Raw genomic sequence first — 25,667 nt, forward strand, 5'->3', positions numbered from 1 at the left:
AATGAGTGTTTCACTCGTTTCCACAATGCTGATTGCTTGTGGTGGAGCAGAGTCAGATCCGAAGCTCAAACAGTCACAAACTCAACCAAATTCTCAGAATATTTCGGGCATAGCTTTGGATGGTTATTTGCACAATGCGAAGGTTTGTTTAGACAAAAATAGCAATGCCATGTGTGACTCTGCTGATGGGGAAATTGCCACTACGGACGCCGAAGGACGATTTCAGTTAGACGTCGACAATGATGTCGCCCAATACCCAATATTGGTTGAAGCGGTTGCCGGTATAACCATCGATATGGATTCACCGAATCAGCCTATTGAATCCGGATTTACGTTAGAAGTGCCGAGTAACACTTCGAACGTGATCAGCCCTATGACATCTCTTATTGCGAGTGTGTCGAAAACCAGTGGAATCAGTTTTGATGAAGCAACTCAGCTTGTGGCCAGCGACTTAGGCATAGATAAACAACTGGCTGTTGGTGATTATTCCGCATCAAACTCAGCGATAAGTCGTGAAGTACACATGTTTGCACGCGGTGTTACGCGAGTACTTCAAGAAGCACAAATGGCCTCTGTTGATGCAGGAGTCGACCAAGTAAATGCTCGAAAAGGCTCTATGTACAAGCTGGCAGAGCTTGATTTAGCAGAATTTAAAGCCAAGACCGATTTGCTGTCTCATGGCGCATCAGGAACCGATAGCGCATTGAAGCAACTTGGTAAGGAATACCGAGATCAACTCAAAGTTTCCCAAGAAGACATCGATGGTAACGAAATCATCACTAGACCGCCGGCCCCTAAACACGGTCAGGTCAATGATGCCTCAGACACATTCAACTGGCAGTTGGTGCGTGGCTTCAACCAAAACACAGATTACGAGTATTCGCTAGATTCTGGTAATACTTGGACAACGGTAATTCGCAAGCCGATTGTTGTAGGAAAACTGGCGTTCGATAAAGGAGCCGTTCAAGTTCGAGTTGCCGCGTCTAACGTTCGTAATACTCCTGCCGGAAAGCCAATGCTCTCAGACAAAGGGTTTACGCTAACTACAGTGCCTGCAGCTCCAGCTTGGGTTACTGTGAATAACGCGATCAATCAATTTGATTGGGCATTTGTCGATTCGTTTAATGAACTAGGTTTATATGAATATTCATTAGATAACGGTTCAAGCTGGACAAAAGCGACAGAGAAGCCACAGAACATTCGAGATCTAGATATCCCTCTTGGAGACTTAAAGATTCGTGTTGCTAAAGATGACTCTCTAGGACACCCAACCGGTTTAAGTGCAGCGTCAGAAAAACCGCTGACGGTAACCCCAATCCAACCCGCGCAACCGACCCTAGAATTTGCTGACGACAGCACCAATAAAATTAATTGGCTTTGGGTTAATGGATATACCGACCCGTCTTTCTACGAGATTAATCTAGGTAACGGTTGGAAAGACGTCACCGCACTGCCGTATCTTGTTGGCAATATTTCACTTCCAGCAAACTCAATCTCGGTCCGTGTAAAGTCAAATACATTGGATGCTCGTCCAACGGGCGTTTCGTTGGTTATCAGCTCTGCCTTCACTCGCTCAGAAAACCAACCTGTAGCACCAACCTCACCGACTGTTGACGACGCAGAAAATACATTCGCATGGACTGAAGTTAAAGGGTTCACGGGAAGTGATTCCTACGAATACTCTCTCGATAAAGGCATTACTTTTACCCCTGTAACTAGCAACCCACAAGCTATCCCTGATGAGGTGTTTACCCAGGGGCAAGTTTGTGTGCGAGTAATAGCGGAATCGGATCCTCAACATGATCCTGGCGAAGCGCTGTGTTCAGACAAGGGCTACTCTGTTACTCCTAATATGCCTGCCGCACCGACATCACCAATCTCTCATGATGGATTAGATACATTTGACTGGACGTTTGTTACTGGGGTTTCAGAGGTAACGGATTACGAGATCAATACACTCAACACCGGCTGGGCAGTGGTTACCACAAAACCATATCAGCTAAATGACCAAGCTTACGCTATCGATTCAATCCAAGTACGCGTTAAACGAGATCAGATTACGGGTCGTCCTAGCGGTTCAGAGCTTACCAACGATGCTCCTTTTACTGTTCGTCCGTCAGCACCAAGCGCCCCTACAGGTCTAGTGGTTAACGACACCGACAACACGCTCGATTGGACATACTTCGGCGAGTTCACTCAGCCCGAGCACTTCGAAGTAACACTCGACTCAGGTTCAACTTGGACAAAGGTAACAGCGAAACCTGTTGTGATTGGCAATGTAGACAAGAACATCGCTGAAGTACAATTACGAGTAGGTACAAACCCTACCAATGGCATGCCTCATGGTGCGGCAGCTCCAACCACACAAACCTTTACCAAAGTGTTCGAGATACCAGCACCAACCTCGCCGAAAATTGTAAATACGTTTACAGGCAGTTATCCAATAAACACAAATGGATTTAACTGGGCTTACTTAACCGCAAACCTCGAAGGTCAATCGGTTCGCTTTAATAAACCCGAATACTATGAGTTCACCAACGACAAAGGCCTCACTTGGCACCCTGTCGTTTCGAACCCTCAATTCATTGGTCCTGAAGCATACGACAAGGCTAATGTCGGCATTCGATTGAAAGAGAATGCAAAAGAAGACATTTCAAACTCTATCAGTGACACCCTTTGGGCAACAGGGGCTACGAGTCACTTCACCGCACTTAGGTTTGTACCAATGAAAACCAAAGATTCGGTCGTCAGCTTTAATTACAACGGTTCGTGGAGCACCTACAACTTAAACTGTATCGCGGAATATGACAGCAATGGGCAAGGTGAACCTGTCTTTTGGGGAAAAGCGATTTCAGCTGAAGCCGATACTGTATTTGATAAGATTTCAGAGATAAATAAATGCGGCATTCTTGGTTGGGAACTCCCAACTTACAGTGAAGTCATTACACTTTCAAACCGTGATCCGGCAATACTACCTTCAGGCTTAAGAAACTACTTAACATCGAATCAGACCAAAAATATTTGGGCTGATAAAAATGGTATTGCAGTCACCATAAACAATGGGCAAGAATCCCTTGAACAGTATTACAGCAAATACGCATACCCTAAATGGCAATTACCATCTGGGGCACAGCTAGTCAGTCACATTGATGCTTCAACAACTTCTGTGGACACTCTACTCAATACACAAAGCTCAATTGTAAAAGGGGCAGAGGCTTACCTAACAACATGGTTAACGAACAATCAGAAAAAGGCTAAAAGCTACACAGCGCTAGAAACTGAAGCGCAAGCCAAAACTCTTGAACTGGCGGCATTTGTTAAGCCATGGTCAGACGAATTGAGTGCAGTGACCACGAAGCTCACCATTTACGACTTTCAGATGTCGGTTGCTCAAAGCCGTACTGATGCGGAGAGCCTTGAGTTCATTACCAAAGTAAAAGCTTACAAAGAAAAAGCAGCGAAACTACAGCAAAACTCAAACGGGCTAAATGCACTAGTTGAAGGTGCTAAGTTTGCTAAGAAAATGGCAGTCATCCAGAAAAACTCGGTGATGTTAACAAATGCAACAAATGCTATAAGCTCAGCGTCATTGGCTGCAGAACTGCATCAAGCAAGTTTAGACCTTTACAACGCCATTGCTGTTTTAGAGACCCAATATGCGCAAGTCACTGATCTCATCACTCAACTAAACGCCTCCACCAACGGAGTAGATGCAGAGTTCGATACGCTCATCAGTCTGTATCAAACGTTTATCTTGGAAATGAATTCGACAGCAAAAATCCACGATCTCACTCAATCCAAAACTGTAGCAAAAGATGGGTTGAAACAAGCAGCAGATAATGGGTTTAAGGTATCTCAAGCCAACGCAATGGTAAGCAACCGCTTCGCTAAACTTGACGAACTAGGAAACTACCTGCCAAGCGACACAACCTATCAACAAGGTTGGCGCTGTGTTGAAGACACGAAGATTTCAGGAAAACGTCGAGTCTGGACGCTACTTAAGGATGGTCTTCCCAATGGCAAAGATGATATCGCTTACGATGCTTCATCGGCAGGGATACAAAGCGTTTTAGGCAACAACGAGCTTCTTGCGAACACTAATACAAACAAGTTATGTGGTTTTAGTGACTGGACAGTCCCTCATTTGGCTCAGCTTCTGTCTCTAAAAACCAAACCTGTCCCTGGTTATAGTTCAAAAATGACACTAGACAGCGATGCATTCCCACACAACTTATCGTTGCAACCTGAGTATGACAAATCATATTTCGATAACGGCATAGTTTTCTATTACTGGTCAAGTGTGAATCGATATAGCAACCAGCAATTCGCAGCGAGTTACAACACAAGAGCAAACCGTCAAAATACTCGTAGTGCTTATACCGATGGCTCAGAAGATTTAGTGGTATTAGCTCGATTAGTACGTGAAGAATCGAGCAGCTATCAATACCTAGACTCAAGTGGTGCAGTCGTTCAAACACGATCAAATGCAATATGTGCTCGTGATACAAACAGTGGCTTAATCTGGCAACTATTTTCGAAAGGTGATAGCAGTCGATTCAAAAAATATGTCGATATTCAACCATTAATCGCAGCACAGAGCGCAAACAATATATGTGGTAAGTCGAATTGGCGCTATCCAACAAAACCTGAGCTCTACGGACTAATTCCAATAGACACCAATGTATTCAAATTTAATGAAGCTACTGGTTTTGGCAACGCATCTTATATTACTAGCGATATGAATGAGGATGGGCGTCAAATTAGTATCAGCATGAGTAACATGGCAGAAAGTCAAGTGACTACGGCGAGTTATGGCTCATCTTACCTATACCGACTCGTTGCCAATTAATAACTCCAAGACCTATTAGTTTTTACTTATTACCACAACAGCCTCAGCTGAGGCTGTTTTTATCTAGGACACAAAAACATGTTAAACAAGAAAAAGCAGCGCGGCGCGGCCGCTATCGAATACGCAATTCTCGCAGCAGCAATGTCAGTGGTCTTGCTTAATTTTGTAGGCGGCGAGAATGGTGATCTAACCGAAGCCATTACTGACGCTTACCAAACTGTCGTCAAGCAGCTCAAAGACGCTCAAAAATCAGAATAAGCCCGTTTACCGTAAATTAAAGGAATAGTTATGACTGCCAAGCGACTCATGTTGCTGTCGTTATTTTGCTCGGTGCTCGGATTGTCCGTTTTACTGTTGAGCCAAACCAATAGCGAGTCTGCGACCACCTCTTCTAAACAAGCCGCTAAGCAAACGGTCAAAGTGCTGGTTCCAACTCGTACGATTGAGATAGGCCAAACCTACACGCCAAACTCGTTTCGATGGAAAGAAGTTCCACAGCAAGAGTTAGAGAACTACATCGACCACGTGACACCGGAAGATATTTCTGCCGACCACACGATGTCGGGGCTTGCACGCACCAAACTTGTCAAAGACTCAATATTGTCGAAAGCGGACATTACCGAGCCGGAAGGTGGCTACTCGCTTTCATTAAAGTTGCAACCAGGCTATCGCGCGATTTCAGTCCCTGTCGATCAAGTCACGTCTAATTCAGGCTTCATTGAGCCGGGCGACCGAGTGGATATTCTCCTGCTCGGTTCACAAGATGGTGAACTACTACGTTATGGCAATTCATCTCAAGGATTGTACGTCACAACGATAGTTCACGATGCAAGAGTCTTGGCATTTAATAACAAGCAAACGGCAGAATCTTATCAAAAGGCTCGGGAATCGAATGGCTTCGAAGATGGTATCCCTGACGACAGCAGTGTCTCTTTAGAAGTGACACCCGAGCAAGCAAACCAAGTGGTCCTTGCGAAACAATTAGGAAAGTTAACCCTTGTATTGCGCGGTCAAAACGAGGCTCAAGATCAACCTCAACATGCAAATGCCGTGACGCTAAAAGTCATTTCTCCAGACACAACTCAGGTATTACCTGACGTGGGTTTGGTGGAATTTAGAGCCGAAAATAAAACCGTCAATAATAAAACTGGAGCTGATAACAATGGCTAACATCTGTCGTTGGTGGGGTGTTCTCCTGCTATCAAGCCTATGTGTCTCTTTTGCATCTGCAGCATCAACATTTGATGTCACGATCAATGAGGCGAGAATGATTCGCTTACCCGAAAAAGCGAAATCCATTTTCATCTCTAGCACCCATATCGCTAATTACCAAACCTTAACCAATACCAAGGTGATGATATTCGGTAAGCGAGCGGGCAGCGCTACGATCACCGTTTTGAATGAGCAAGAGCGCGTGATTTATACCAATAAAATTCGCGTCACGCACAACAGCCGTGAGTTCAATGAACTGGTTAAAAACAAATTCCCTGAAGCGTCAGTCAACGCGGAATCTCTGGGCGGAAAATTATGGCTTAAAGGACGCGTTCCTTCTCCGATGATGGCACATAATATCGTGTCGCTAGCAAAAGGCTACCTATCCCCGGTTGTCGATTCTACCGGACAACCAGAAAGCTCAAGTTCGGAAGGAAACAATAGCAACAACAGTAGTTCAACCAATCAAAATCAGCAGACTCAACCCAATGATGATGAGCTGATCAATCAATTGGTTGTCACCATGCCAAATCAGGTCAACATTCGTGTAAAAATCGCTGAAGTCTCACGAAATGTATCCAATAAGTTGGGAATAAAATGGGGTTCAATCGCTGGCGGTGTGGGGCAATTTTCGTTTTCAAAGTTGCCTAATGTCAGTAGTTGGGGCAAGCCGAGCATTACTGCTCTAATTGATGCGCTAGCAACCAACGGCATGATGTCTGTGCTTGCTGAACCTAACTTGACCGCGATGTCAGGCGAAGATGCGGAGTTTTTGGTTGGTGGTCAAGTACCGCTGCCACTGATTACGGCTGACACCACTCAAATCGAATACAAGGATTTCGGTGTAAAACTGAACTTCACCCCAACCGTGCTCAGTCAAAACCGTATCAGCTTAAAAGTAAATCCCGAGGTCAGTAACATCTCAATCGAGAGCCAACAAGTGATAAACGGAACTAACTTCCCTTCTTTTACCACTCGTAGCGCCTCCACCACCATTGAATTGGCGAGTGGGCAGAGCTTTGCTTTAGGCGGGTTGTTGAAATCAGAAGACATTGAGCAACTACAAAAAGTCCCACTTATCGGTGAGATACCAGTACTCGGTAGCCTATTCCGCTCGACTGAATTCACTCGTAGAGAAACAGAGCTGATCATCATTGTAACGGCTTACCTAGTTCAGCCAACTCGTTCGGACTCAATGCCACTACCAACCGATGGCTTAATCCCGTTGAGCGATGTTGAACGTTTGCTGGCATGGCCAAGGATTCAACAAGAAACATCAAATAATAAAGCGACTTACACCGACAACCAGAAGCCTCGCTTACTGGGTGACAACGGGTTCTACTACTGAGGACATCATGAACAAATTATCCTTATTACTGCCCGCTCTCATTGCGCTTGCGGGTTGCGCGCCAACACCTACAACCCAACAACCTTCTGTGGATGTGGTGTCCGTGACAAACAAACTGACTTTAACACTGTCGGGCAAAACGTTATCGGCTCAAGAGAAAGATGACATCTCTGATTTTATTGCTCGCCGAGGCACGCTATCCAACTTAATGGTCAAGATTGAAAATACGACTCAGAAAGGAGAAAGCCAAAGTGAAAAAGTTGGGCTTCATCTGATCGAGTCAGGCCTCTACCCTTCTCAAATTTCAGTATCTAATCCATCGGTACAAGGTCAAGGTGATCTCACGATTTTTGTTGAATCTTATCGTGCCAAAGTAACAGCATGTGACGCGGGTAAAACACCAAGAACCACACTCAACGCTTATCGTACTCAGCGCAATTTTGGTTGTGCGAATGCCAATGCACTGGCGCAAATGGTCGCAAATCCAAAAGACCTGATTGTTGGGCAACCCATCGACAGTGCACAAGGACAAAAAGCGGTGTCTAGCATCGATAACTACTTTGCACCACCAGCACAAAACCAACAGACAAACTCTGGTTCTTCGAATACCACGCTAGGAGGTTCGCAATGAATCAAGTACACAACTTAACGGTACTGATCGCGGCATCGGAGCAACTCGATACATTAGCGCTCACATACACATTGAATGATTTCGGTATCAACAACATCACAACCTCTTCGAATCAAGAAGATGACGTGGTGAGACAGGTACTTAAGAATGACGTTAAAACCATCTTCCTCGATGTACTGAATAGCGAATTGCCAGAGTCGAAACAGGTTGTGCAGCGTTTAATACAACGTACTGGGTGCCAAGTTATCGCGATTGGTCATTCAACCGAAATTTTTGCTTACCGTGGAATGCTCGCATCCGGTGCCAGTGACTACTTAGTCAACCCAGTGACACCACAAGATCTTGAACACGTCTCCTTTGCTGCTTTGCAACTCAACAACGAAAAACGAAATGAAAAAGTCGTTTCCATTGTCAGTGCAAAAGGTGGCTCAGGAAGCAGCACCATTATAGCGACGTTATCGCAACAGCTTGCCGAACTCGATAAACGAGTAACTTGTATGGACCTCGATTTTTCGATGGGTGATTTGGATTTGCTACTCAATGTCGAAGGCAACACGGCGTTGGTAGAGCTTTTACAATACCCAGAAAGATTAGAACCTCTCGTATTTGAGCGCAGTGGGATCAGTGTGTCACCCGAGCACACGCTCTTTACCGGTTATCTACCTTTAGACACCACACCATTTTGGCCACAAAAGAGTGCATTCGATCAGTTTACAAAGTTCTGCCTGCAAAGTTCAGACTACTTACTGATCGACATCCCGACCTATTCATTGCGTGACCAGGTTGGCTTTGAAGCGCTTAAAAGTGCCGATATTCGAATCATTGTGGTTGAACCTACACTCAGTTCCATTCGCAATGCAGGCCAGATAATCAAACGACTTCAAAACCAAACGGCTTCACAAACCATTGTGGTGTTGAACCATTGTAAATCCGATTCCGCATCCCTTATTTCGGTCAATGATGTGAAGAAATCACTCGGTACATCCGTAGACGTCGTGATTCCATTTTTGCCTAACCATTTCTTGAGCAAGTCATCGCTTGGTCAGCCTGCCCATAAAGGCAATAGGAAAGTGAAGCTCGCGTTTAACTCTCTACTTGAACTAGTCACTGGTGAGCCGCAACAAGGCAGCCGCCGTTTTTGGAAGCGAGGCGCATAATGTTTGGTCAGAACACACAAGCCATAGATCCGATTGAAGCGAATAGAGCTCGAACACATGAAGCCCTAACATCAACACCCTCAGTTCGTGAGCATTATCATGTAATTCATGAAGAGGTCATCAAGGCGATCGACCCATCGGTTGTAGTGAGCTTAAGCGCACCCGATCTTGAAGCTAGAATTGCCGAAATGGTATCAGATATCGTGGTCTCTAAGCAGTTACCGCTTGGTCACAAAGATGTCGCTCATTCGGTGGAACAATTGCTCAATGAGTTTCTAGGATTAGGTCCACTGCAACCCTTAATTGAAGACCAAGGCATTACCGACATCATGGTCAATGGGTACCGTGAAGTCTACGTAGAACGCTCAGGGAAATTGCAAAAAACGGCAGTTCAATTTCGTAATGAAGAACAACTTCTCAACCTAGCGCGACGCATCGTCAGCAAGGTTGGACGAAGAATCGATGAATCGAATCCATTAGTCGATGCTCGATTGGATGATGGTAGCCGTGTCAATGTGATGATCCCACCGCTAGCGCTTGATGGAACCTACATTTCCATCCGAAAATTCAATGAGAATAAGCTAACACTCAGCCAATTGGCTCAGTTTGGCGCAATGTCGAAATCGATGGTTAAACTTATCGATATTATTGTTCGCTCACGCCTTAATGTGCTTGTTGCGGGAGGCACTGGTGCAGGTAAAACCACACTGCTCAACGCGATGTCTTTTAGCATTTCACCTCAAGAACGCATCATTACCATTGAAGACACCGCAGAACTGCGTCTACAACAACCTCATGTTGTGCGCGCTGAAACTCGCCCAGCTAATGCCGAAGGCTTAACGCCAATTACCCAGCGAGAGTTGGTGCGAAATGCTCTACGTATGCGACCAGATCGCATCATTTTAGGCGAAGTTCGTGGCGATGAAGCCTTTGAAATGATGCAGGCAATGAACACCGGTCATGATGGTTCACTCTGTACATTGCACGCAAACTCGGCGACTGACGCACTCGTTCGCATGGAAAACATGTTGATGATGAGCCAAGCGACCCTGCCTCTGTTCTCATTGCGCCGCCAAATCGCAGACACCATCGATGTCGTTATACAAGTTGAAAGAATGCGTGATGGCAAAAGACGCATTGTTTCGATCACCGAGGTGCAAGGGTTAGAAGGAGAACAATACATCACTCAAGACTTGTTCAAATTCAAGCCGTTATCAGAGGATCAACAAGGCAACCTGATTGGCGAATACAAGAGTGCTAAGTGCGTACCAAGCTTCAATGAAAAAGCCAAATACCACCAACTCGATGCTCAACTAAGAGTAGCGATGGAGCTTGAAGCCTGATGATCTTAGTTCTCACTGTTTTCGTTTTATTTATCGCGATCGGGTTAATCAGGTTGAGCTCAAAGCAAGCCATCGTCAATAAACGGCTGTTATTGGTAAGCAGCAGTCAACGACCGCTTACAGCTGACGTTTCAATCAAAAAAACCAACCACCAGCGTAGCAACAAACTGCATGCTTTCTTTTTACGAATGAATGCATTGCTGCCAGTTTGGGATAAGTACTTTATTGTCTTATCAGCTATCGGTTTCCCAGCATCAGGCCACATGTTATTTCCCCAACTGGCAATACATCATCAACTTTTCGCCGCTGTTGGACTTTGGTTTGTATGCACATGTGCCTTGGTGATGTACCGCCGAAAAATGCAGGTAGAAGAGTTCGAACAGGGCATCATCAATGTACTTGGCTTAATTTCTAGAGCTGTGGCTGCGGGGCTCTCAGTCCCACAAGCAATTGAACAAGTGTCAGAAACCCAACCAGGGCTATTAGGACGTGAGTTCTCCTATATTCGCGATAACTTAACGCTCGGTTTAAGCCTTCGACAAAGCCTCGATGATGCATGCGTTCGCCTTCCTTACAGCAGTTTCCGCTACTTCTCGGTCGCGTTAATCCTGAATCAATCGAATGGTGGCCAACTGCGCGACATTCTTCAAAGCTTAAGCAGAACCATGCATGATAATCGAGCGATGAGAAAAAAGGTCAAGAGCTTAACCTCAGAGCCTCGTATGACAGCCCTCTTTCTTTCTATCTTACCCTTGGGGTTATTGGGTGGTATCTATTTGATGGAACCCACCATGATAATCCAATTGTTCAACACAGAATCGGGACAGCGGGTACTGACCTACGCCGTCATTAGCATCAGCTCAGGCACACTCATTTTGAACGCTCTGACTCGTAACAGAAGGTTCTCATCATGATGTATGTTGCCTTGCTTCTGTTGGGATGTGCATTACTACTCACAGTTGTCGCACACTTGTCTTCCTTCAAACGAGATGTTGTTGCTGAACGACTGACTCGCGTATCGAGCTACTCCTCTAAGTACACCACCGCTTCAAGTAAATGGCGCTTCCAAGGTGCAAAACCACGACGCCAGAAGTTAATCCTCATTGGCTGGTTGAGTCCTAATGCAGAGATCTATTTTCTTGGCTTAAGACTACTGACGATGGTGACGGGATCTATTGCTTGGTATGTCACTCGAATCCAAGTGCTTAACATGAACTCTGTGGCCGAATGTATCGCAATCGCCATTGTGGTTGGCATCCTGTTCGACCGCATTCTAGATTGGCGCGTGAACCAAGTCCGAATGCAAATTAGCCGCGTTATTCCTGATGCCGTCGATCTGATGGTGGTATGTGTCGCATCAGGTCTAACACTCGAAGCGGTATTTCGCTGTGTCGGTAAAGAGATGCGTGCGATCTCTCCAGCATTGTCACGCGAATGGCTACTCACTGCGACTGAGATATCGGTTCTTGATTCACCACAAACGGCACTTTCAAACCTAGACAAACGAGTCCAGCTTCCTGACATCAACAATATTGTGACCACCATGAATCAAGCGCTTCAATACGGCACACCTCTCGCTGAGGCGTTAAAGCTGATTGCCTCTGATAGTCGCCAATATCACTTCCTAGAGCTTGAAGAGTGGGTAGGAAAAATACCAGCTAAGATGTCGTTCCCTTTAGTGGTCTTCATCATGCTACCTGTCGTGGGCATTATTGTCGTGCCAATCATGTTATCCCTTAAACAAACTCTGGGGGGCTTATGAACAAGATCATTCTCTTGGGTTTAGCGCTAATTTTAGTCGGCTGCCAATCAACGAATAACGTTGAAAAAGAGGCCTCTGAAGACATGAAAGTCGCAGAGGTTGCACTGATGAATGGCAAACCAGAAAGTGCCATGGAGCTGTACCGAAAGATGCTGGTATCGAAGCCTGATGATCCGCAGTTGCTATTGCTAATGGGGTCCGCCGCGAATCAAGCCAGTCGTTATGATGAGGCACTGCATTATCTAAAGCACGGTATCGAGCTTAATCAATCGAGCGCGATTTACAGAGAACTTGGCCGTGCGTGGTTGGCGCTTGGTGAGCTTGAACAAGCCACATCAGCACTCAAAGAATCTGTCAGATTAGTTACAACTGATGATGTCGCCCACAACAGTCTAGGCGTGAGTTACTCGCTCAATAAGCAGTATTCAAAAGCGCGTGAATCTTACTCTCATGCCCTTAGTTTGATGCCATCCAGTAATGAGTACCGCAACAACTTAGCCATGGCTTGGATACTCGATGGAAAACCAGAGCAAGGGATCCGAATTCTGCACCCGATCTTTGTCCGAGGTGAAGCGAGCGTAAAGCTGCAACTCAATCTAGCACTGGCTTATGCGCTTTCTGGAGACAGTGCGTCCGCGAAAAGTATCGCTCGCGCACACCTATCTCAACCTGAGTTCGCCAACAATAGCCTGTATTACCAAGAGCTTGCTTCTAAAACTGAGCAAGGAGAACTGTGATGCTCTCTCGTCAAAAAGGGGCGCAGAGCGTCGAGTTTGCAATGTTGGTGATACCGTTTCTGATACTGATCATTGGTTTCTTTGAGATCTGCCGTCTGCTGCTGGTCAACATCATCTTTGATGTAGCCGTTAATGCGGGCGTTCGAGAGGCTAAGACACGGCCGATTAGTCCTATTTCAGATCTCGCTTTTGCCGAGACTATCGCAAAGTTCCCACTGATAGATAAGAGCAAGCTCGTCTTGGATCCATCGCCGCTATACGCCGAAAACTTCTCAGATTTAGTTAATGAGAAACCGGTATCCAAAAGCAGAGCAGTGTTAGGCGAGTACAAGGTGTCTTACTCATTTTCATTTGCCTTATTACCTAATCTATCAACTCAGTTTTCTGAGTCTATCGGCAACATGACAACCTTGAAAAGAAAGGTACTGGTTAGTTATGACAACAAATAAAACACCTCGAAAAAAACAAGCGGGTTCAGCAGCGATTGAATTCCCCTTCGTTGTACTCGCACTCATGATCATTTTGTGGGGGCTTGTTGCAGTCTATCGCTTATTCAACCTACAGACTCAGCTCGACAACGTAACATATAACCTAGTCAACGCCGTTTCACTAACGCAACTGAAACCAGAGCAAGGCCCAAACGGATTACCTAATACGTTAAAGGATCAGCTTCTCGATCTCGCCGAACGTTATCTTCCGCAAGACATCAAGCGCATCGATATTGGGTTGGTACTTGAAAGCCGTGTATTTGATACCACTGCTTCGAACTGGGAATACAAGCACATCCATGCCGGGATCATCTGTCAAAAGTACACACCCATCGATCAACTAGAGACACTTATCGTTGAGGGTAGCGGCGACCCTGCGTTAGTTGGAAGACCATCCACCTTGGTTCAACTCACTTTATGTGTGAATACACCGTTTGACTACAAGCGACTCAATCTTCCTAAAACACTCTCAAGTTCATCAGCCGTGATAGGAAAGCATTATGGTTAAACCAATATTTGGCAGCATTGCGCTTAAAAAGCAGCAAGGCTCCATGACCATTTCATTGTTAGCGTTACTATTTCCAGCGCTTTTCATCGCTGTTGGCACCCTGATGATCTCCGCACAAGTGATGGTTTCAAACCGAGCTGCGAAAGCCGCCGATTCGGCCGCATTAGCGTGTGCTTTTGCTGACCAAGCCACTCTCCCAATGATGATGGCTTACCGAGATTACTATCACCCAACACTGAAAGGCGTGAGTGGCTTAACACCAGAAAACCAAGGCTGCCGTATTAGTTTGGGTTATTCAGTTTCAACATTACTGCCCAACTTTAAATATGAGAGCTATGCAAACAAGGTAACGGCAACGGGTGGTGGTTATAAAGGTGTGGTTGAAAGCAAGCAATCTTCGATTCCAACGGAGCTGGTTTTAGTACTTGATGTGTCTGGGTCGATGGGTTCAAACATCCAGTCGTTGAAATCCATTTTATCCAATGCATTGAATACGATTCAATCTCAGAGTAAGAACGCTAACGATTTAGACTCAGTAAGAATTTCAATCGTTCCTTTCGACTCTGGAGTTTCAGCGCAGCGCCCACCTTGGTTATCCAAAGAAGCAGCCGGAATCTACTGTATCGATGGGCTTAGCTATCGTAATGGCAATTTCTCTGCGGCACTGACCGTCGATAACCTCGCAACGCTTCACTCAGAGCGACCAGTGAAATTTACACCACCGAGTAAGTGGTTAAGCGACTGCAATCAAGATTCACCAATGCTGCCATTGACCAGCGTCTTTTCCCGCGTCCAAAACTCGATAAACAACCTAACAGCAAATGGCGGCACTCGCTCTTATCACGGTTTGGTATGGGGAGTGAGACAGCTTATCCCACGCTGGCAAAAAGCGTGGGGATTGAACGCCAGCACAGTACCCGAAATCAGAAGAAAATTGGTGCTCTTCACCGACGGTGCTGACGAAGGAGACACGTTTGACCAACTGGTTAACGCAGGGTTCTGTACTACCGCAATCAATCAATATGGCATCGAAATGAACTTCATCGGCTATGGCGTCAGCCCTTCTCGAATCGCTCAATTCGAGAACTGTGCCGGGGATCCACAACACGTGTTTAGTGCCACTAGCACGGCTCAACTCAACGAGTACTTTTCCGATATTTTAGCGGTTGAATACTCGGCAACCATCAAACTCACTCGCTAATCCAAACAAAGCGTTTGATTCGAAACACCTGAATTTAAGCATTGAATTAAAAACAAACAAGTTAAAAACAATATGGAGAAAAACATGTTTACACGAGCCCTAGCGCTATTGGCGCTATGCCTTTCTTTACCCGCATTGGCTTATCAAGAAGGCGATTCTTTATCACCAGACGTTATCGAGAAACTGCAACTTAACAAGGATGAACTGACCATTATCGACTTCTTTGCAGAGTGGTGCGTGTCTTGCCGCGAAGAGCTACCGGAAGTCAATCAGCTCTACACCGAACTCAAAGGCACTGGTGTCACGTTTAAAGGCGTGGACGTTGATGAAGATGTTGAGGTTGGCTTGGCGTTTCAAAAGCAGCTCGGACTGGAGTTCCCTGTTGTTAACGACCCTGAACAAGCATTGATTGCCGAGTTCAAGCCGATCGGCATGCCAGCGCTTTATTACATCTATCAAGGCAAGGTTATCAAGATTCGTTTTGGTGCCATCAACCACATTAGCGACGTCATTACTGACGACCTCACCAAGATGGGAGTGCAACTGTAATGCTAATCAAAGCCACCCTTGTTGGGCTACTCGCTATTCCAATGACGGCTAATGCGGCTCTTGAACTCGATCTTAGTGGTTTAGGAAAGAAGCCCGCTGAACAGCAAGCCAACGATAGCGGAAAAAACGAAGGCCCAATCATTGAAGAAGAGATCATCTCCAGCACCGTTTATTCAAGTGGCGGTGATTATTCAAACCCAGAAGCGAAACGTGCAACCAGACGAAACATTGAAATGGTGAAACCCAAGGCAAAGCAACTGGTTATCGAACAGAAAGCACAAGAAGTAAACAACAAACCTTCTGCTCTGGCTTTCGTTGATGAGTTTCTTGGTATTGAACCTGTAAAGCCTTGGGAAAAAGGCACATTGGCTCAAAAAGAGATGAAACCCGGTGGCCCGGTGCCTGAATTCGACGTCTTTTCTGAAAAGGTCTTCGCTTACAAACAAGGTTCCGTCGGCGGCAGTGGTGTTGGTGGCGGTGGCTGTGGTTGTAACTAACCGCTCCATCAATGAACAAATCAGTATTTAAAAAAACAAAATAAGAACAAAATGAAAAAATTACCAATTACGCTGCTGAGTGCAGCGGCAGTGGCTAACGTGGCATTAGCTGAAGATCATATCTCTGTTCATTACCTGAGCTATGAGGAATACGATGACAGAGTATCAGCCAATGACACCATGGTTTCGATTGAGAAAAGTATCGGCTTAGATTGGACACTCAACGCAGAGATAAGCTACGACAGTGTTTCTGGTGCATCTCCGGCATGGGGGCCAACAACACCTCTCGCTTCGGATGCGGATCAGGTCAACCGCGCCCTGAAAACTCAACAAGCACAGAATAAAACCGACGAGGTTATTCGTGTAGGCTACGATCCTCACCGCAGTGGCTATGAAATCCAAAAAGTAGGGCTTGAAGACACCAGAAAGTCGATCAGCTTAAGCGCGACCTATCGTGACACGTTACGTAATGAATGGACCTTAGGTGGCAACGCATCTCAAGAAGAAGATTATGAAAGCCTTGGTATCAACGCCAAAGGTTTGATCTATGCCGATAGCACTAAGAACCGCTCTTACAGTCTAGGTGGCTCTGCCCTTTTCGATCAGACTCAAGCGTTCGGAAAATACTCGCTGGCTTCATCAAACAGCCAGAGCTGGGAAGACATTTTCACCGGCAGTTTGGAAGCCGGATTATCACAAACCTTCACACCGAATCTATACAGCATTTTTACCGCTTACACGGGTTACCGAAGTGGCTATTTGAGCAATCACTATTTAACGGTCCTGCGTGAAGTCGATATCAATGACGACGGTAAAATCGATGATAATGAAGTGTTCTTGGGACAAGATTCTCGACCGGATACGCGACTCTCTGGCGGTATCAATATCCAAGCCTTTTACTCATTGTCCGACAGTCTAAAAATCCGACCAAGATACAAATGGTTTATGGATGATTGGGGCGTAATGTCTCACCAGTTAGGCGGCAAATTATCTTGGCGAGTGAGTGAGTGGTTAACCTTGGCACCGGGCTATTTTTGGTACACGCAAGATGCAGCCGATTTCTATCGCGACCCTAGTAGTGCCGATCCTTCTTTTGCATCGTCAGGCTACGCGACTTCAGACCTTCGCTTAGGCAACTTCACCGCCAATGCCTATGAGCTAGGGGCGAGTATCAAGGTACATAAGAAATTACGCTTAAATGCGCTTGCTGCGTATTACGAACAGAGCAACGGTTTTGAAGCGCAATGGTGGGCGGTTGGAGCAACCTATGAGTTCTAATCTAACCTTTGTGCATCGTTTTCATGCCATGACCGTACCGTGTGAAGTGCAAATTTTGTCGATTGATTTGGCTAACTTTCCAGAGACAAGCGCAAAAGATATAGCCAAGGAGATAGAGCAAAACACACGCCGATTGGAACAAAAATATAACTTTTACTGCAACGACTCGTGGTTAACACAATGCATTAATCAGCGAGCGTCATGTGATGTCGAACTCGATTCTGAATCTGCCGAGGTTTTTCAACATCTCGACCGATTAAGTCAACTGACATTCGATACCTTTGATACCACGGTCGGCAGCATCAAACATCTTTTAAAACAGAAACCGAAGATGTTGCACAGCCACGCGTTCCAAGCCTTGTCTTCAGCTTTGGGTAAGCAAGCTTGGGAATTGAAAGGGACAATGGATCAAAAAGGGGCCGTGGATCTACAAGGGACCCTCGATCTACAAAAGACAAGGCTACACGTCCCTGATTCCCGTACTCGTTTCGATTTTGGCGGCGTAATCAAAGAGTACGCCGTCGACCAAGCCGTAGCGATCGGAAAACAGCTCGGCGCGACGTCGATGTTGGTGAATTTTGGCGGTGACATCTATGCGTTGGGAACCAAACCGGATGGCTCGGCATTTAACATTGCTGTCTTAGACCCAAGAGACAACAAGACCCCATTTTTCGCCGTTCCGTTAACGGACGCAGCGCTCACGACTTCGGCTCACAGTGAGCGCCAAGTGCAATTTGGTGACAAGACCACCTCTCATATTCTGTCGAAGCAGGATGTTGAAAAGAAAATCATGTCTGTTACTGCTATCGCGTCGTCCACATTAGAAGCGGGCGTGCTCAGCACTTCTCTAACACTGAACTCTAATATTTCGGTGCCCGAAGACAGTGCTGTTATTTACATCGACGATCAATTACACATTCACCAAAACACGGAGTTCCTTCATCCATGAAGTGCTACCTACTTACGTTAATTCTATTGTTTAGCGGATTGTTACATGCTCAAGAAAACGAGTTCCTTCCCGTTGAAGAGGCCTTCCCTGTTACATGGGAAGCCACAAACCAAGGCGCGGTCATCAGCTTTGATACCCACAAGGGTTACTACCTGTATCAATCTCGATTTTCGTTCAAAGGGGAGTCCTCATTATCAACGTTAGAACCGAGTTATTCGCTGCCAGGTGAAGAGAAAGAGGACCCTAACTTTGGCAACGTCGTCGTATTTCACGAGCCCGTTACCGTTACTGTTCCTTACTCGGGAAGTGGGAAACTCACCGTGCGTTATCAAGGCTGCGCAGACAAAGGACTTTGTTATCTGCCGCAAAAGTTAGTGCTCGATTTACCTATGCTCGAAACCGTAGCTGAAGCTCTGATTGAGGAGCCATCAAACTCTCTATATCAAACCCTAGGTGAGATCAGTGAGGATACGAATGGCTTATCTTCGTTCCTATCCCAAGCCGGTAAGTTACAAGCGCTTCTTGTGTTCTTCTTGCTTGGTTTAGGCTTGTCCCTGACGCCATGTGTACTACCGATGATTCCGATTTTGGCTAGCATCATCGGTGGCGAAAAAGCGATGACAGGCAAGAAAGGTGCGGCACTCTCCAGTTCCTATGTTCTGGGTATGGCGACCAGCTATGCCATGACGGGGATCTTAGTCACCACCTTGGCAAAAGGGGTCAACCTACAAGCCGCGATGCAACAGCCTTGGTTGTTAAGTAGCTTTGCGGCGGTTTTTGTTCTGCTTGCGTTGGCGATGTTCGGATTCTATGAACTTCAGCTGCCTGCCGCTCTTCAGCAAAAACTCAACAGCGGTTCAGACAAGCTTGGCGGCGGTAAGATCGCCAGTGTCTTTGCCATGGGCGCAATCTCAGCCTTGGTGGTGTCACCTTGTGTCAGTGCGCCATTAGCTGGTGCGTTGCTGTACGTTTCAACCACTCAAGATTGGATGTTTGGCGGAGCGACTCTGTTCGTAATGGCGCTTGGTATGGGCGTACCACTTATCGCTATCGGAGCGAGTGGCGGGCGTTTGCTATTAAGAAGTGGCGCATGGATGGTTTCAGTTAAGCAAGTATTTGGCGTGCTGCTATTGGCTGTTGCTATCGTGCTATTAAGCCGCTTTGTCGCTCCATCGATCATTATGATCTTATGGGCGCTGCTCGCCATCGGTTCTGGGGTCCATTTCGGGGCTTTAGAAGCCGCCCAACCGGGTTGGGCGCGTACACGTAAGTTCTCTGCTTTGCTACCACTGAGCTATGGGTTAGTTCTGTTTGTCGGATTCTTCTTGGGTAATACCGATCCTCTGAATCCACTTGCAAACAGGGAGTCAGTCCAATCCATTACGACCACTCCATTTGAAAAAACAGACTCTATTGTTCAGTTAGAACAACAGTTGCAAACCGCAGCGAGCGGCGGCCAAAAAGTGCTAGTCGACCTTTACGCAGATTGGTGTGTGTCTTGTAAAGTAATTGAAGCGAATGTGTTCAACGACCAACAAGTGAGCCTAAAGCTTAAAGAGTGGAAGACCATAAAACTTGATGTAACAGAAAGCTCCCCCGAGCAAATGGCGTGGCTCAACAACAAAAATGTGTTCGGTCCACCAGCTATTTTCTTTTACTCACCCGCCAGTGGTGAAATAGAGCCTGCGCGAGTAATGGGGGATATTGATAAAGAGGGTTTCAATAAAAAACTCAAACTTGCCAATAAGCTCGCTTACACACGAACAACAGAAGCTGATAGCCAAACGAACTAAGGCCTACGCGAGATAAAATCAAAATCGCCCAATCATAAATTGGGCGATTTTTTCTTATCTGGTTTGCAGGTATGAGGCAATTTATTTTGGGTTTTCTAGCTGACCAATAACCGTTTGAGTCAATTGCTCAGTATACGGGTTGATCTTCCAGTGCTCTGGGCTCCAACCTTTTACGAAACGTTGAAAATCAGCCCACGCCACATAAAACATAGGTCGCCACGCAGCTTCGATGTCATCAAACGAAAGCTGTGGCTGATAGTATGCCAATGCCTCTTCCAAGAATCGGAAGTATGTCTCTAACATATGTGACTCAAGTTCAGCGCAATCTTGCGGCCTCACCGCACTGCTCATAAACAGAGCCACGTCTTTCATCGCACAACCATGACCCACATATTGAAAATCGACCGCAGCAGCGTTTTGGCTTTCTGAATCAAAACAGAAATTAGCGAGCTTGGCGTCACCATGCACCAAAGTTGGATACGGACACTCTCTGAGTAAACGGTCGATGTGTTGCGCTTGATTCTTCAATGGTAAGTCAACCAAGGCATTGAACTCATCAGGACGTGTGTCTAAATGCCAGTAAGTACCTATTTTCCATAATGATGCAGACTGCTCTTGGTCGATATAGATATGCTTTGCATGAAAATTAGCAAGCCACTTTAAGCAGGCATCACGTTGTTTTTGCTCTGCGAGAGTGTAACCACACGCCAGTTCAGGTTGAGTATCTTTGGTTGCCAGATCGTCAGAAACAGCAAGCACATCAAACAGAGAAGTTAACGGAAAGCCGATATCCGCTAAGTCTTCCATCACAATCAGCCACTCGTTCTCTTGTAACTCACATTTCAGCCCAACAGGCACAGGGCAACGCTCATCCCATTGCTGAGTGAACGATTGATACCAAGCCGTTTCCACTTGATAAGAGTGCACCTTTCGTTGGTGAGAGAGTTTGGTATTCCAACCCTTTGGGTGTTCTGCTTTATCTGGCAATGCGACATGCTTAACAATCACACTCTTAAGTTCAGCATGGCTTTCTCGAGAAAAGACTAAGCGAACTAACTCGCCATATCCCCCCCACAGACGTTGAATTACTTGGACATCAAATCCTTGGTAACACCCCAACGAGGTCGCTATTTTTTGATAAAGCTCATTTTGATAAAACTCTTGTTGATAAAGCTCTGGCTGATTTTGACTTGTACTCACTTGTGATTGAGCAAGATTGTTTGACGGTATTGATTGAGACATATAACTCGTTGCTATGCTTTATCGGATAGAAGATGCGACCATTGTTTTTGCCTGTTCATGTAGTGCACGACATAACTGCACACTGGAACAATTTTGAAGCCTGCTTGTTCAATTTCAGGCAAGACCGACTCCATCATCACCTTACCAAAGCCCTTGCCTTGCAGTTCATCAGGAATACGTGTCGACGTGATACGTAGTACATCTCCGTCCCTTTGATATCCAACAACCGCGAACTGGTTAGGCTCTAACTCAACCGTGATCAAGTTCTCGTCTTGAACCCATTTTATTGCCTGCATTCTCAACTCCTAAAAATAATTGATACGACAAACAATTAAAGTTTGAAGTATGAGTTTCATGTAATAGACTAACGCAAGTGCATATAAACAAAACTAAGTACTTCAAACAACGGATATTTTTAGAGATCGCTGATTTACATAAAATCAAAAGAAAGTAATCACACTCTATAAATAATTCAAAGTACTTATATCAAATCTAGCACGTAACACCCCCTTGTTAGCAAGTTACCAATATAACTAACAGACGCATGTTGGCGCATGGAGAACAAATAATGAACGCACCACTGAAGAAGCCTTTGGAGCATAATCAGGCACTTCAAGACCCTCGTAACCGCATCGTTTCTACGATTAATAGCACCGATGCCCTAGCCATGATTGAGCACGGTAGTGAGCTGACATTAAATATCTCGACTCCAGTTGGCACTAAGTTTCTCGCCACCACCAAATTTATCGGTACGCACAGTGATAACTGTATTGTGGTTGAGGTTCCCGAGGTTTCCAATGAAGATCTGAATTTTTTCTTTCAAGAAGGTTTTTGGATGACCGCTCGTGCCTATTCTCTGCGAGGTGAAGGCGCACTTATCCACTTTAGAAGCCAAATTCACCATAAGATTGGTGAACCCTTCCCTATTCTTGTGCTTTCTACACCAAGCACGATGCAAGTCACTCAGTTGCGTAAAGAAACACGCTATGAAGTGAACTTGGCTTCAAGAATTATCTTCAACGACCAACGAGCAAACTGTGAGATAAGAGACTTATCGAAAAGTGGTTGTCGTTTTGTGACCTCACCGACCTCTCGTGCAATCCAGATTGCCGATCGAGTGTCCATCGAGATTACGCCTGAGAACTACAATGGGCCTCTTATCCCGCCATTGAGAGGCATCATCTGTAATCTGCAAAAATCGACGCACTACGCTCGATACGGTGTGGAATTCGATGATATTGGCCGAGCTAACGCTAAGCACTTGTTGGCAAAATTGAAGTTCGATGGCACCAAGCTCTGCTTACGAAACGGCTAAGGTCATTGAACACGCTGCGTTCATCTAATCCAGTGAATTGACCAAACACAAACTGCTCACTCGCGAGCAAAGTCGCAACCAATAAAAAAGCCATCGACTCTAGAATCGATGGCTTTGCGTTTTGGCTGTTTTTATCTGTTTATCTGTTTATCTGTTTATCTGTTTATCTGTTTATCTGTTTATCTAGGCATAAACTAGCTAACTATCTAGTCTAGCTATACAGCTATTTACGCAGTGCGTTCAGTTTAGCTTGAGCGATACCAAAGATAGTATCGATTGGGTAGCTACCCTCATCACTCGCTTCTCCTGCCGCTTTACCAGTGAACAGTTCAATCGCTTCCGTCACGTGATCGATAGCCCAGATATTAAACTCGCCCTTTTCAACCGCTTTAACGATGTCACTGCGCAGCATTAGGTTATGAACATTCGAACGCGGGATGATCACCCCTTGTTCATTTGAACGTCCTTTGATTTCACACACATCAAAGAAACCCTCAATTTTCTCGTTCACACCACCAATAGGCTGAGACTCACCGAACTGGTTCATCGATCCGGTAATTGCGATGTCTTGGCGGTTTGGCTGCTTAGAAAACGCAGACACCACCGCACAGAACTCGGCCATACTCGCACTGTCACCATCAACGCCACCATACGATTGTTCGAAGGTGATGTTAGTGGTGAGCGGGACTTTCGCTGTCTTACCAAACACTGAAGAAAGATAAGCAGACAAGATCATCACCCCTTTCGAGTGAATACTGCCACCTAGGTCTACGTTTCTTTCAATATCAATCACTTCACCGTCACCGTAAGCTGTGGTAGCCGTGATTCGGTTCGGCGCACCAAACATATGATCGGTTGTGCTGAGTACCGACAGAGCATTAACTTGCCCAACCGCCTGACCATCAACATGAATAAGCGTTGTACCGTTAGTGAAGGTTTCCATTACGCTGTCTTGCAGTCGTCCGACACGCATCTGTTGGTTGGATAACGCTTGATCGACGTGCGTTGCACGAATCAGGTTCGATTTTGAGCCTCTCGCTACATAGTTTGACTCACGAAGCAAATTCGCAATGTGTGCCGAGTGCAGCGACAACTTACCTTGGTCACCCGCCTGACGAGAACTGTGCTCAATGATGCGAGCTATCGCTTTACGATCACAATGCAGCATGTTGTTGTCATGCACGATGCTCGAAATGAAGCGTGCATAATGCATTTCAGAATCCGCAGTACGCTTCATCTCATCTTCAAAATCGGCTGTGACACGGAACAGTTCACCGAACTCCGCATCGTAATGTTGCAGCAGTTGATAAGTGCGGTAATCACCAAACAAAATAATTTTAACGTCTAATGGAATCGGTTCTGGATCAAGCGATACCGCCCCCGTTAACGTCACCTCTTTTTCTAATGAAGTGAAGCTCAATTGACGCGAACGTAGCGCGCGCTTCAGGCCTTCCCAAACATAAGGTTGTTCGAGTACTTTCACCGCATCCATAAGCAATACACCGCCATTGGCTCGATGCAAACTACCAGCTCGAATCAATGAGAAGTCCGTAAATACGGTGCCTTTAAAAGTTGCCGTTTCAACGTAGCCAAACAGAGAGTGATAATTCGGATTCTCTTCAACCACGATCGGCAGTGTCTCCTCCTTCTGGCTCACAATCACGTTAACCTTGTAGCGACGCGGCATTTTCTTATCCAAAGAGGCGGTCGCAACCTCTGCTTGCTCTGTGCTCTCTTCCAAGAAAATATCTGCATTGTCGACAATGTCTTTACGCAGCGCCGTCAGGTACTTTTTGATATCTGGATATTGACTGTAATCCTGCTTCAACTGCTTGATGAAGTGCGTGATTACATCTCGCGCCGTATCATCATTGAGCTTTTGAATTTTCTCCGTGTACGTCTCTTCAAGCTCGGTCAGTTCACGAGAAATGGTTCGTAGCCCCACTTCTAGTCCATCAATGGTTTTATCAAATTGATCTTGTTCTTCCGGCGAAAGCAGATCAAAGCTCTCTTCGGTATGAAGTTCATCACCATTCATTGCGACAAACTGGTAATCACCCTGAGTAGTAATCGTCAGGTTGATGCCCTTATCTTTCGCTTCTTGGCTAATCGTTTCTAATGCAGCTTGTTGCTTCGTAGCCAATTGGTTTTTAAGCCTATCAGCACGGCTAAAGTACATCTCATTGTCGAATGCGAGCGGCATTGCTTTAAGCAATTTACGCATCAGCTTTTCAATGTCTTGCTTTAAGCTGCTTCCAACGCCGCGAGGCAATTTCAGCACCTTAGGTGTCCGAATATCGTCGAAATTCGCGATATAACACCAATCAAAAAGCTCCTGAACCTCTTGATTGTGTCGGTTTAGATAGCGCAAAATCATGGTGCGTTTACCAAGACCATTTCGACCTATCGCATAAATGTTGTAACCCTTTTCCTTGATTGACATCGCGAACTCAACGGCCTTTTGCGCCCGTTCTTGCCCGACGATCTCGTCAATTGGAGCCAGTTCTTTGGTCGACTTACATGGTAGCTTATCGAGTTCCGCTACCTTATACAGCTGTTCTGTATTGAGTCTTTGCATCGCCATCGCCGCCTCCTTAGTCCTTCATTACTTGGGTGTAGATAAAATCAGTGTAGATGTAATTTCCTATAAATTTAGTGACTTACGCTGTACTGCTGTTCAACCGAACAAATAACACACAATTTGAGCCATTTTTAAGAATAACCGGCCATTTTATTTGCCAACTCAACGTATGAATGATTTTAATTTGCATTTGATAATAAATATCATTAACATTTGAAAATATTATA

The 25,667-nt window shown here is 45.6% G+C and carries 22 protein-coding genes; 19 read left to right on the forward strand and 3 right to left on the reverse strand.

Annotated elements, in window-relative coordinates; genetic code table 11:
- The first annotated feature begins 1 nt into the window (after nt 1).
- The 18 genes from BCU75_RS09815 to dsbD all read left to right on the forward strand — a co-directional run bounded on the left by BCU75_RS09815 (nt 2) and on the right by dsbD (nt 20,302).
- Nucleotides 2–4,849: a DUF1566 domain-containing protein gene (locus BCU75_RS09815; protein ID WP_102473724.1), complete on the forward strand. Its 4,848-nt coding sequence runs from the start codon at nt 2–4 to the stop codon at nt 4,847–4,849.
- 78 nt (nt 4,850–4,927) lie between these two features.
- Nucleotides 4,928–5,107 carry a Flp family type IVb pilin gene (locus BCU75_RS09820; protein ID WP_076674958.1) on the forward strand — a complete coding sequence of 60 codons (180 nt, stop codon included), beginning with the start codon at nt 4,928–4,930 and terminating at the stop codon, nt 5,105–5,107.
- 30 nt (nt 5,108–5,137) lie between these two features.
- Entirely contained in the window at nt 5,138–6,019 is an 882-nt protein-coding gene (cpaB, locus tag BCU75_RS09825; RefSeq protein ID WP_102473725.1) for a Flp pilus assembly protein CpaB, read from the forward strand.
- A complete protein-coding gene (locus tag BCU75_RS09830) occupies nt 6,012–7,409 on the forward strand; it encodes a type II and III secretion system protein family protein (protein ID WP_102464716.1) in 1,398 nt (465 codons plus the stop codon). The genes cpaB and BCU75_RS09830 overlap by 8 nt, the downstream gene beginning before the upstream one ends.
- Before the next feature lie 7 nt (nt 7,410–7,416).
- On the forward strand, nt 7,417–8,040 hold the full coding sequence (locus tag BCU75_RS09835; protein ID WP_102464715.1) for a CpaD family pilus assembly lipoprotein: 624 nt from the start codon (nt 7,417–7,419) through the stop codon (nt 8,038–8,040).
- On the forward strand, nt 8,037–9,197 hold the full coding sequence (locus tag BCU75_RS09840) for an AAA family ATPase (protein WP_102464714.1): 1,161 nt from the start codon (nt 8,037–8,039) through the stop codon (nt 9,195–9,197). Before BCU75_RS09835 ends, BCU75_RS09840 begins: the two co-directional genes overlap by 4 nt.
- Nucleotides 9,197–10,540, forward strand: a complete 1,344-nt coding sequence (locus tag BCU75_RS09845; RefSeq protein WP_102464713.1) for a CpaF family protein — start codon at nt 9,197–9,199, stop codon at nt 10,538–10,540. Before BCU75_RS09840 ends, BCU75_RS09845 begins: the two co-directional genes overlap by 1 nt.
- On the forward strand, nt 10,540–11,454 hold the full coding sequence (locus tag BCU75_RS09850) for a type II secretion system F family protein (RefSeq protein WP_102464712.1): 915 nt from the start codon (nt 10,540–10,542) through the stop codon (nt 11,452–11,454). The genes BCU75_RS09845 and BCU75_RS09850 overlap by 1 nt, the downstream gene beginning before the upstream one ends.
- Entirely contained in the window at nt 11,451–12,302 is an 852-nt protein-coding gene (locus BCU75_RS09855; protein WP_102464711.1) for a type II secretion system F family protein, read from the forward strand. The genes BCU75_RS09850 and BCU75_RS09855 overlap by 4 nt, the downstream gene beginning before the upstream one ends.
- Nucleotides 12,299–13,039, forward strand: coding sequence for a tetratricopeptide repeat protein (locus tag BCU75_RS09860; protein ID WP_102464710.1), 741 nt, complete (start codon nt 12,299–12,301; stop codon nt 13,037–13,039). The genes BCU75_RS09855 and BCU75_RS09860 overlap by 4 nt, the downstream gene beginning before the upstream one ends.
- Complete coding sequence (locus tag BCU75_RS09865) at nt 13,039–13,488, forward strand: TadE/TadG family type IV pilus assembly protein (protein WP_102464709.1); 450 nt, start codon at nt 13,039–13,041, stop codon at nt 13,486–13,488. Before BCU75_RS09860 ends, BCU75_RS09865 begins: the two co-directional genes overlap by 1 nt.
- A complete protein-coding gene (gene tadF / locus BCU75_RS09870; protein WP_102464708.1) occupies nt 13,475–14,035 on the forward strand; it encodes a tight adherence pilus pseudopilin TadF in 561 nt (186 codons plus the stop codon). The genes BCU75_RS09865 and tadF overlap by 14 nt, the downstream gene beginning before the upstream one ends.
- A complete protein-coding gene (locus BCU75_RS09875) occupies nt 14,028–15,236 on the forward strand; it encodes a vWA domain-containing protein (RefSeq protein WP_102473726.1) in 1,209 nt (402 codons plus the stop codon). The genes tadF and BCU75_RS09875 overlap by 8 nt, the downstream gene beginning before the upstream one ends.
- 84 nt (nt 15,237–15,320) lie before the next feature.
- Nucleotides 15,321–15,785, forward strand: coding sequence for a TlpA family protein disulfide reductase (locus tag BCU75_RS09880; protein ID WP_065111803.1), 465 nt, complete (start codon nt 15,321–15,323; stop codon nt 15,783–15,785).
- Nucleotides 15,785–16,282 (forward strand): DUF4266 domain-containing protein, encoded by a 498-nt coding sequence (locus BCU75_RS09885; RefSeq protein WP_102473727.1) that lies wholly within the window; start codon nt 15,785–15,787, stop codon nt 16,280–16,282. The genes BCU75_RS09880 and BCU75_RS09885 overlap by 1 nt, the downstream gene beginning before the upstream one ends.
- A 51-nt stretch (nt 16,283–16,333) precedes the next feature.
- Nucleotides 16,334–17,560 (forward strand): DUF3570 domain-containing protein, encoded by a 1,227-nt coding sequence (locus tag BCU75_RS09890; protein WP_102473728.1) that lies wholly within the window; start codon nt 16,334–16,336, stop codon nt 17,558–17,560.
- Nucleotides 17,550–18,509, forward strand: coding sequence for an FAD:protein FMN transferase (locus tag BCU75_RS09895; protein WP_102464704.1), 960 nt, complete (start codon nt 17,550–17,552; stop codon nt 18,507–18,509). Before BCU75_RS09890 ends, BCU75_RS09895 begins: the two co-directional genes overlap by 11 nt.
- Nucleotides 18,506–20,302: a protein-disulfide reductase DsbD gene (dsbD, locus tag BCU75_RS09900; RefSeq protein ID WP_102464703.1), complete on the forward strand. Its 1,797-nt coding sequence runs from the start codon at nt 18,506–18,508 to the stop codon at nt 20,300–20,302. The genes BCU75_RS09895 and dsbD overlap by 4 nt, the downstream gene beginning before the upstream one ends.
- 81 nt (nt 20,303–20,383) lie before the next feature.
- On the opposite strand, the gene BCU75_RS09905 is transcribed toward dsbD, so the two are convergent.
- Together BCU75_RS09905 and BCU75_RS09910 are read right to left on the reverse strand one after the other, a co-directional pair.
- Nucleotides 20,384–21,544, reverse strand: a complete 1,161-nt coding sequence (locus BCU75_RS09905; protein WP_102473729.1) for an aminoglycoside phosphotransferase family protein — start codon at nt 21,542–21,544, stop codon at nt 20,384–20,386.
- An 11-nt stretch (nt 21,545–21,555) separates the two neighbouring features.
- Nucleotides 21,556–21,840: a GNAT family N-acetyltransferase gene (locus tag BCU75_RS09910; RefSeq protein WP_076674918.1), complete on the reverse strand. Its 285-nt coding sequence runs from the start codon at nt 21,838–21,840 to the stop codon at nt 21,556–21,558.
- Nucleotides 21,841–22,112: 272 nt separating this feature from the next.
- Between BCU75_RS09910 and BCU75_RS09915 the strand changes: the two genes are divergently transcribed.
- Nucleotides 22,113–22,859, forward strand: a complete 747-nt coding sequence (locus BCU75_RS09915; RefSeq protein ID WP_076674916.1) for a flagellar brake protein — start codon at nt 22,113–22,115, stop codon at nt 22,857–22,859.
- Nucleotides 22,860–23,082: 223 nt separating this feature from the next.
- Here the strand turns inward: BCU75_RS09915 and BCU75_RS09920 are convergent, their stop codons facing one another.
- Complete coding sequence (locus BCU75_RS09920) at nt 23,083–25,443, reverse strand: Lon protease family protein (RefSeq protein ID WP_102473730.1); 2,361 nt, start codon at nt 25,441–25,443, stop codon at nt 23,083–23,085.
- Nucleotides 25,444–25,667 lie beyond the last annotated feature (224 nt).

Origin of the sequence: Vibrio splendidus (assembly GCF_002873455.1) — a bacterium.
Taxonomy (GTDB): Bacteria; Pseudomonadota; Gammaproteobacteria; order Enterobacterales; family Vibrionaceae; genus Vibrio; species Vibrio splendidus_J.

Bases quoted from the DNA above. Each gene is read 5' to 3' on its own strand.
- BCU75_RS09815 (WP_102473724.1), top strand. From the start codon at position 2: ATGAGTGTTTCACTCGTTTCCACAATGCTGATTGCTTGTGGTGGAGCA.
- BCU75_RS09820 (WP_076674958.1), top strand. From the start codon at position 4,928: ATGTTAAACAAGAAAAAGCAGCGCGGCGCGGCCGCTATCGAATACGCA.
- cpaB (WP_102473725.1), top strand. From the start codon at position 5,138: ATGACTGCCAAGCGACTCATGTTGCTGTCGTTATTTTGCTCGGTGCTC.
- BCU75_RS09830 (WP_102464716.1), top strand. From the start codon at position 6,012: ATGGCTAACATCTGTCGTTGGTGGGGTGTTCTCCTGCTATCAAGCCTA.
- BCU75_RS09835 (WP_102464715.1), top strand. From the start codon at position 7,417: ATGAACAAATTATCCTTATTACTGCCCGCTCTCATTGCGCTTGCGGGT.
- BCU75_RS09840 (WP_102464714.1), top strand. From the start codon at position 8,037: ATGAATCAAGTACACAACTTAACGGTACTGATCGCGGCATCGGAGCAA.
- BCU75_RS09845 (WP_102464713.1), top strand. From the start codon at position 9,197: ATGTTTGGTCAGAACACACAAGCCATAGATCCGATTGAAGCGAATAGA.
- BCU75_RS09850 (WP_102464712.1), top strand. From the start codon at position 10,540: ATGATCTTAGTTCTCACTGTTTTCGTTTTATTTATCGCGATCGGGTTA.
- BCU75_RS09855 (WP_102464711.1), top strand. From the start codon at position 11,451: ATGATGTATGTTGCCTTGCTTCTGTTGGGATGTGCATTACTACTCACA.
- BCU75_RS09860 (WP_102464710.1), top strand. From the start codon at position 12,299: ATGAACAAGATCATTCTCTTGGGTTTAGCGCTAATTTTAGTCGGCTGC.
- BCU75_RS09865 (WP_102464709.1), top strand. From the start codon at position 13,039: ATGCTCTCTCGTCAAAAAGGGGCGCAGAGCGTCGAGTTTGCAATGTTG.
- tadF (WP_102464708.1), top strand. From the start codon at position 13,475: ATGACAACAAATAAAACACCTCGAAAAAAACAAGCGGGTTCAGCAGCG.
- BCU75_RS09875 (WP_102473726.1), top strand. From the start codon at position 14,028: ATGGTTAAACCAATATTTGGCAGCATTGCGCTTAAAAAGCAGCAAGGC.
- BCU75_RS09880 (WP_065111803.1), top strand. From the start codon at position 15,321: ATGTTTACACGAGCCCTAGCGCTATTGGCGCTATGCCTTTCTTTACCC.
- BCU75_RS09885 (WP_102473727.1), top strand. From the start codon at position 15,785: ATGCTAATCAAAGCCACCCTTGTTGGGCTACTCGCTATTCCAATGACG.
- BCU75_RS09890 (WP_102473728.1), top strand. From the start codon at position 16,334: ATGAAAAAATTACCAATTACGCTGCTGAGTGCAGCGGCAGTGGCTAAC.
- BCU75_RS09895 (WP_102464704.1), top strand. From the start codon at position 17,550: ATGAGTTCTAATCTAACCTTTGTGCATCGTTTTCATGCCATGACCGTA.
- dsbD (WP_102464703.1), top strand. From the start codon at position 18,506: ATGAAGTGCTACCTACTTACGTTAATTCTATTGTTTAGCGGATTGTTA.
- BCU75_RS09905 (WP_102473729.1), bottom strand. From the start codon at position 21,544: ATGTCTCAATCAATACCGTCAAACAATCTTGCTCAATCACAAGTGAGT.
- BCU75_RS09910 (WP_076674918.1), bottom strand. From the start codon at position 21,840: ATGCAGGCAATAAAATGGGTTCAAGACGAGAACTTGATCACGGTTGAG.
- BCU75_RS09915 (WP_076674916.1), top strand. From the start codon at position 22,113: ATGAACGCACCACTGAAGAAGCCTTTGGAGCATAATCAGGCACTTCAA.
- BCU75_RS09920 (WP_102473730.1), bottom strand. From the start codon at position 25,443: ATGGCGATGCAAAGACTCAATACAGAACAGCTGTATAAGGTAGCGGAA.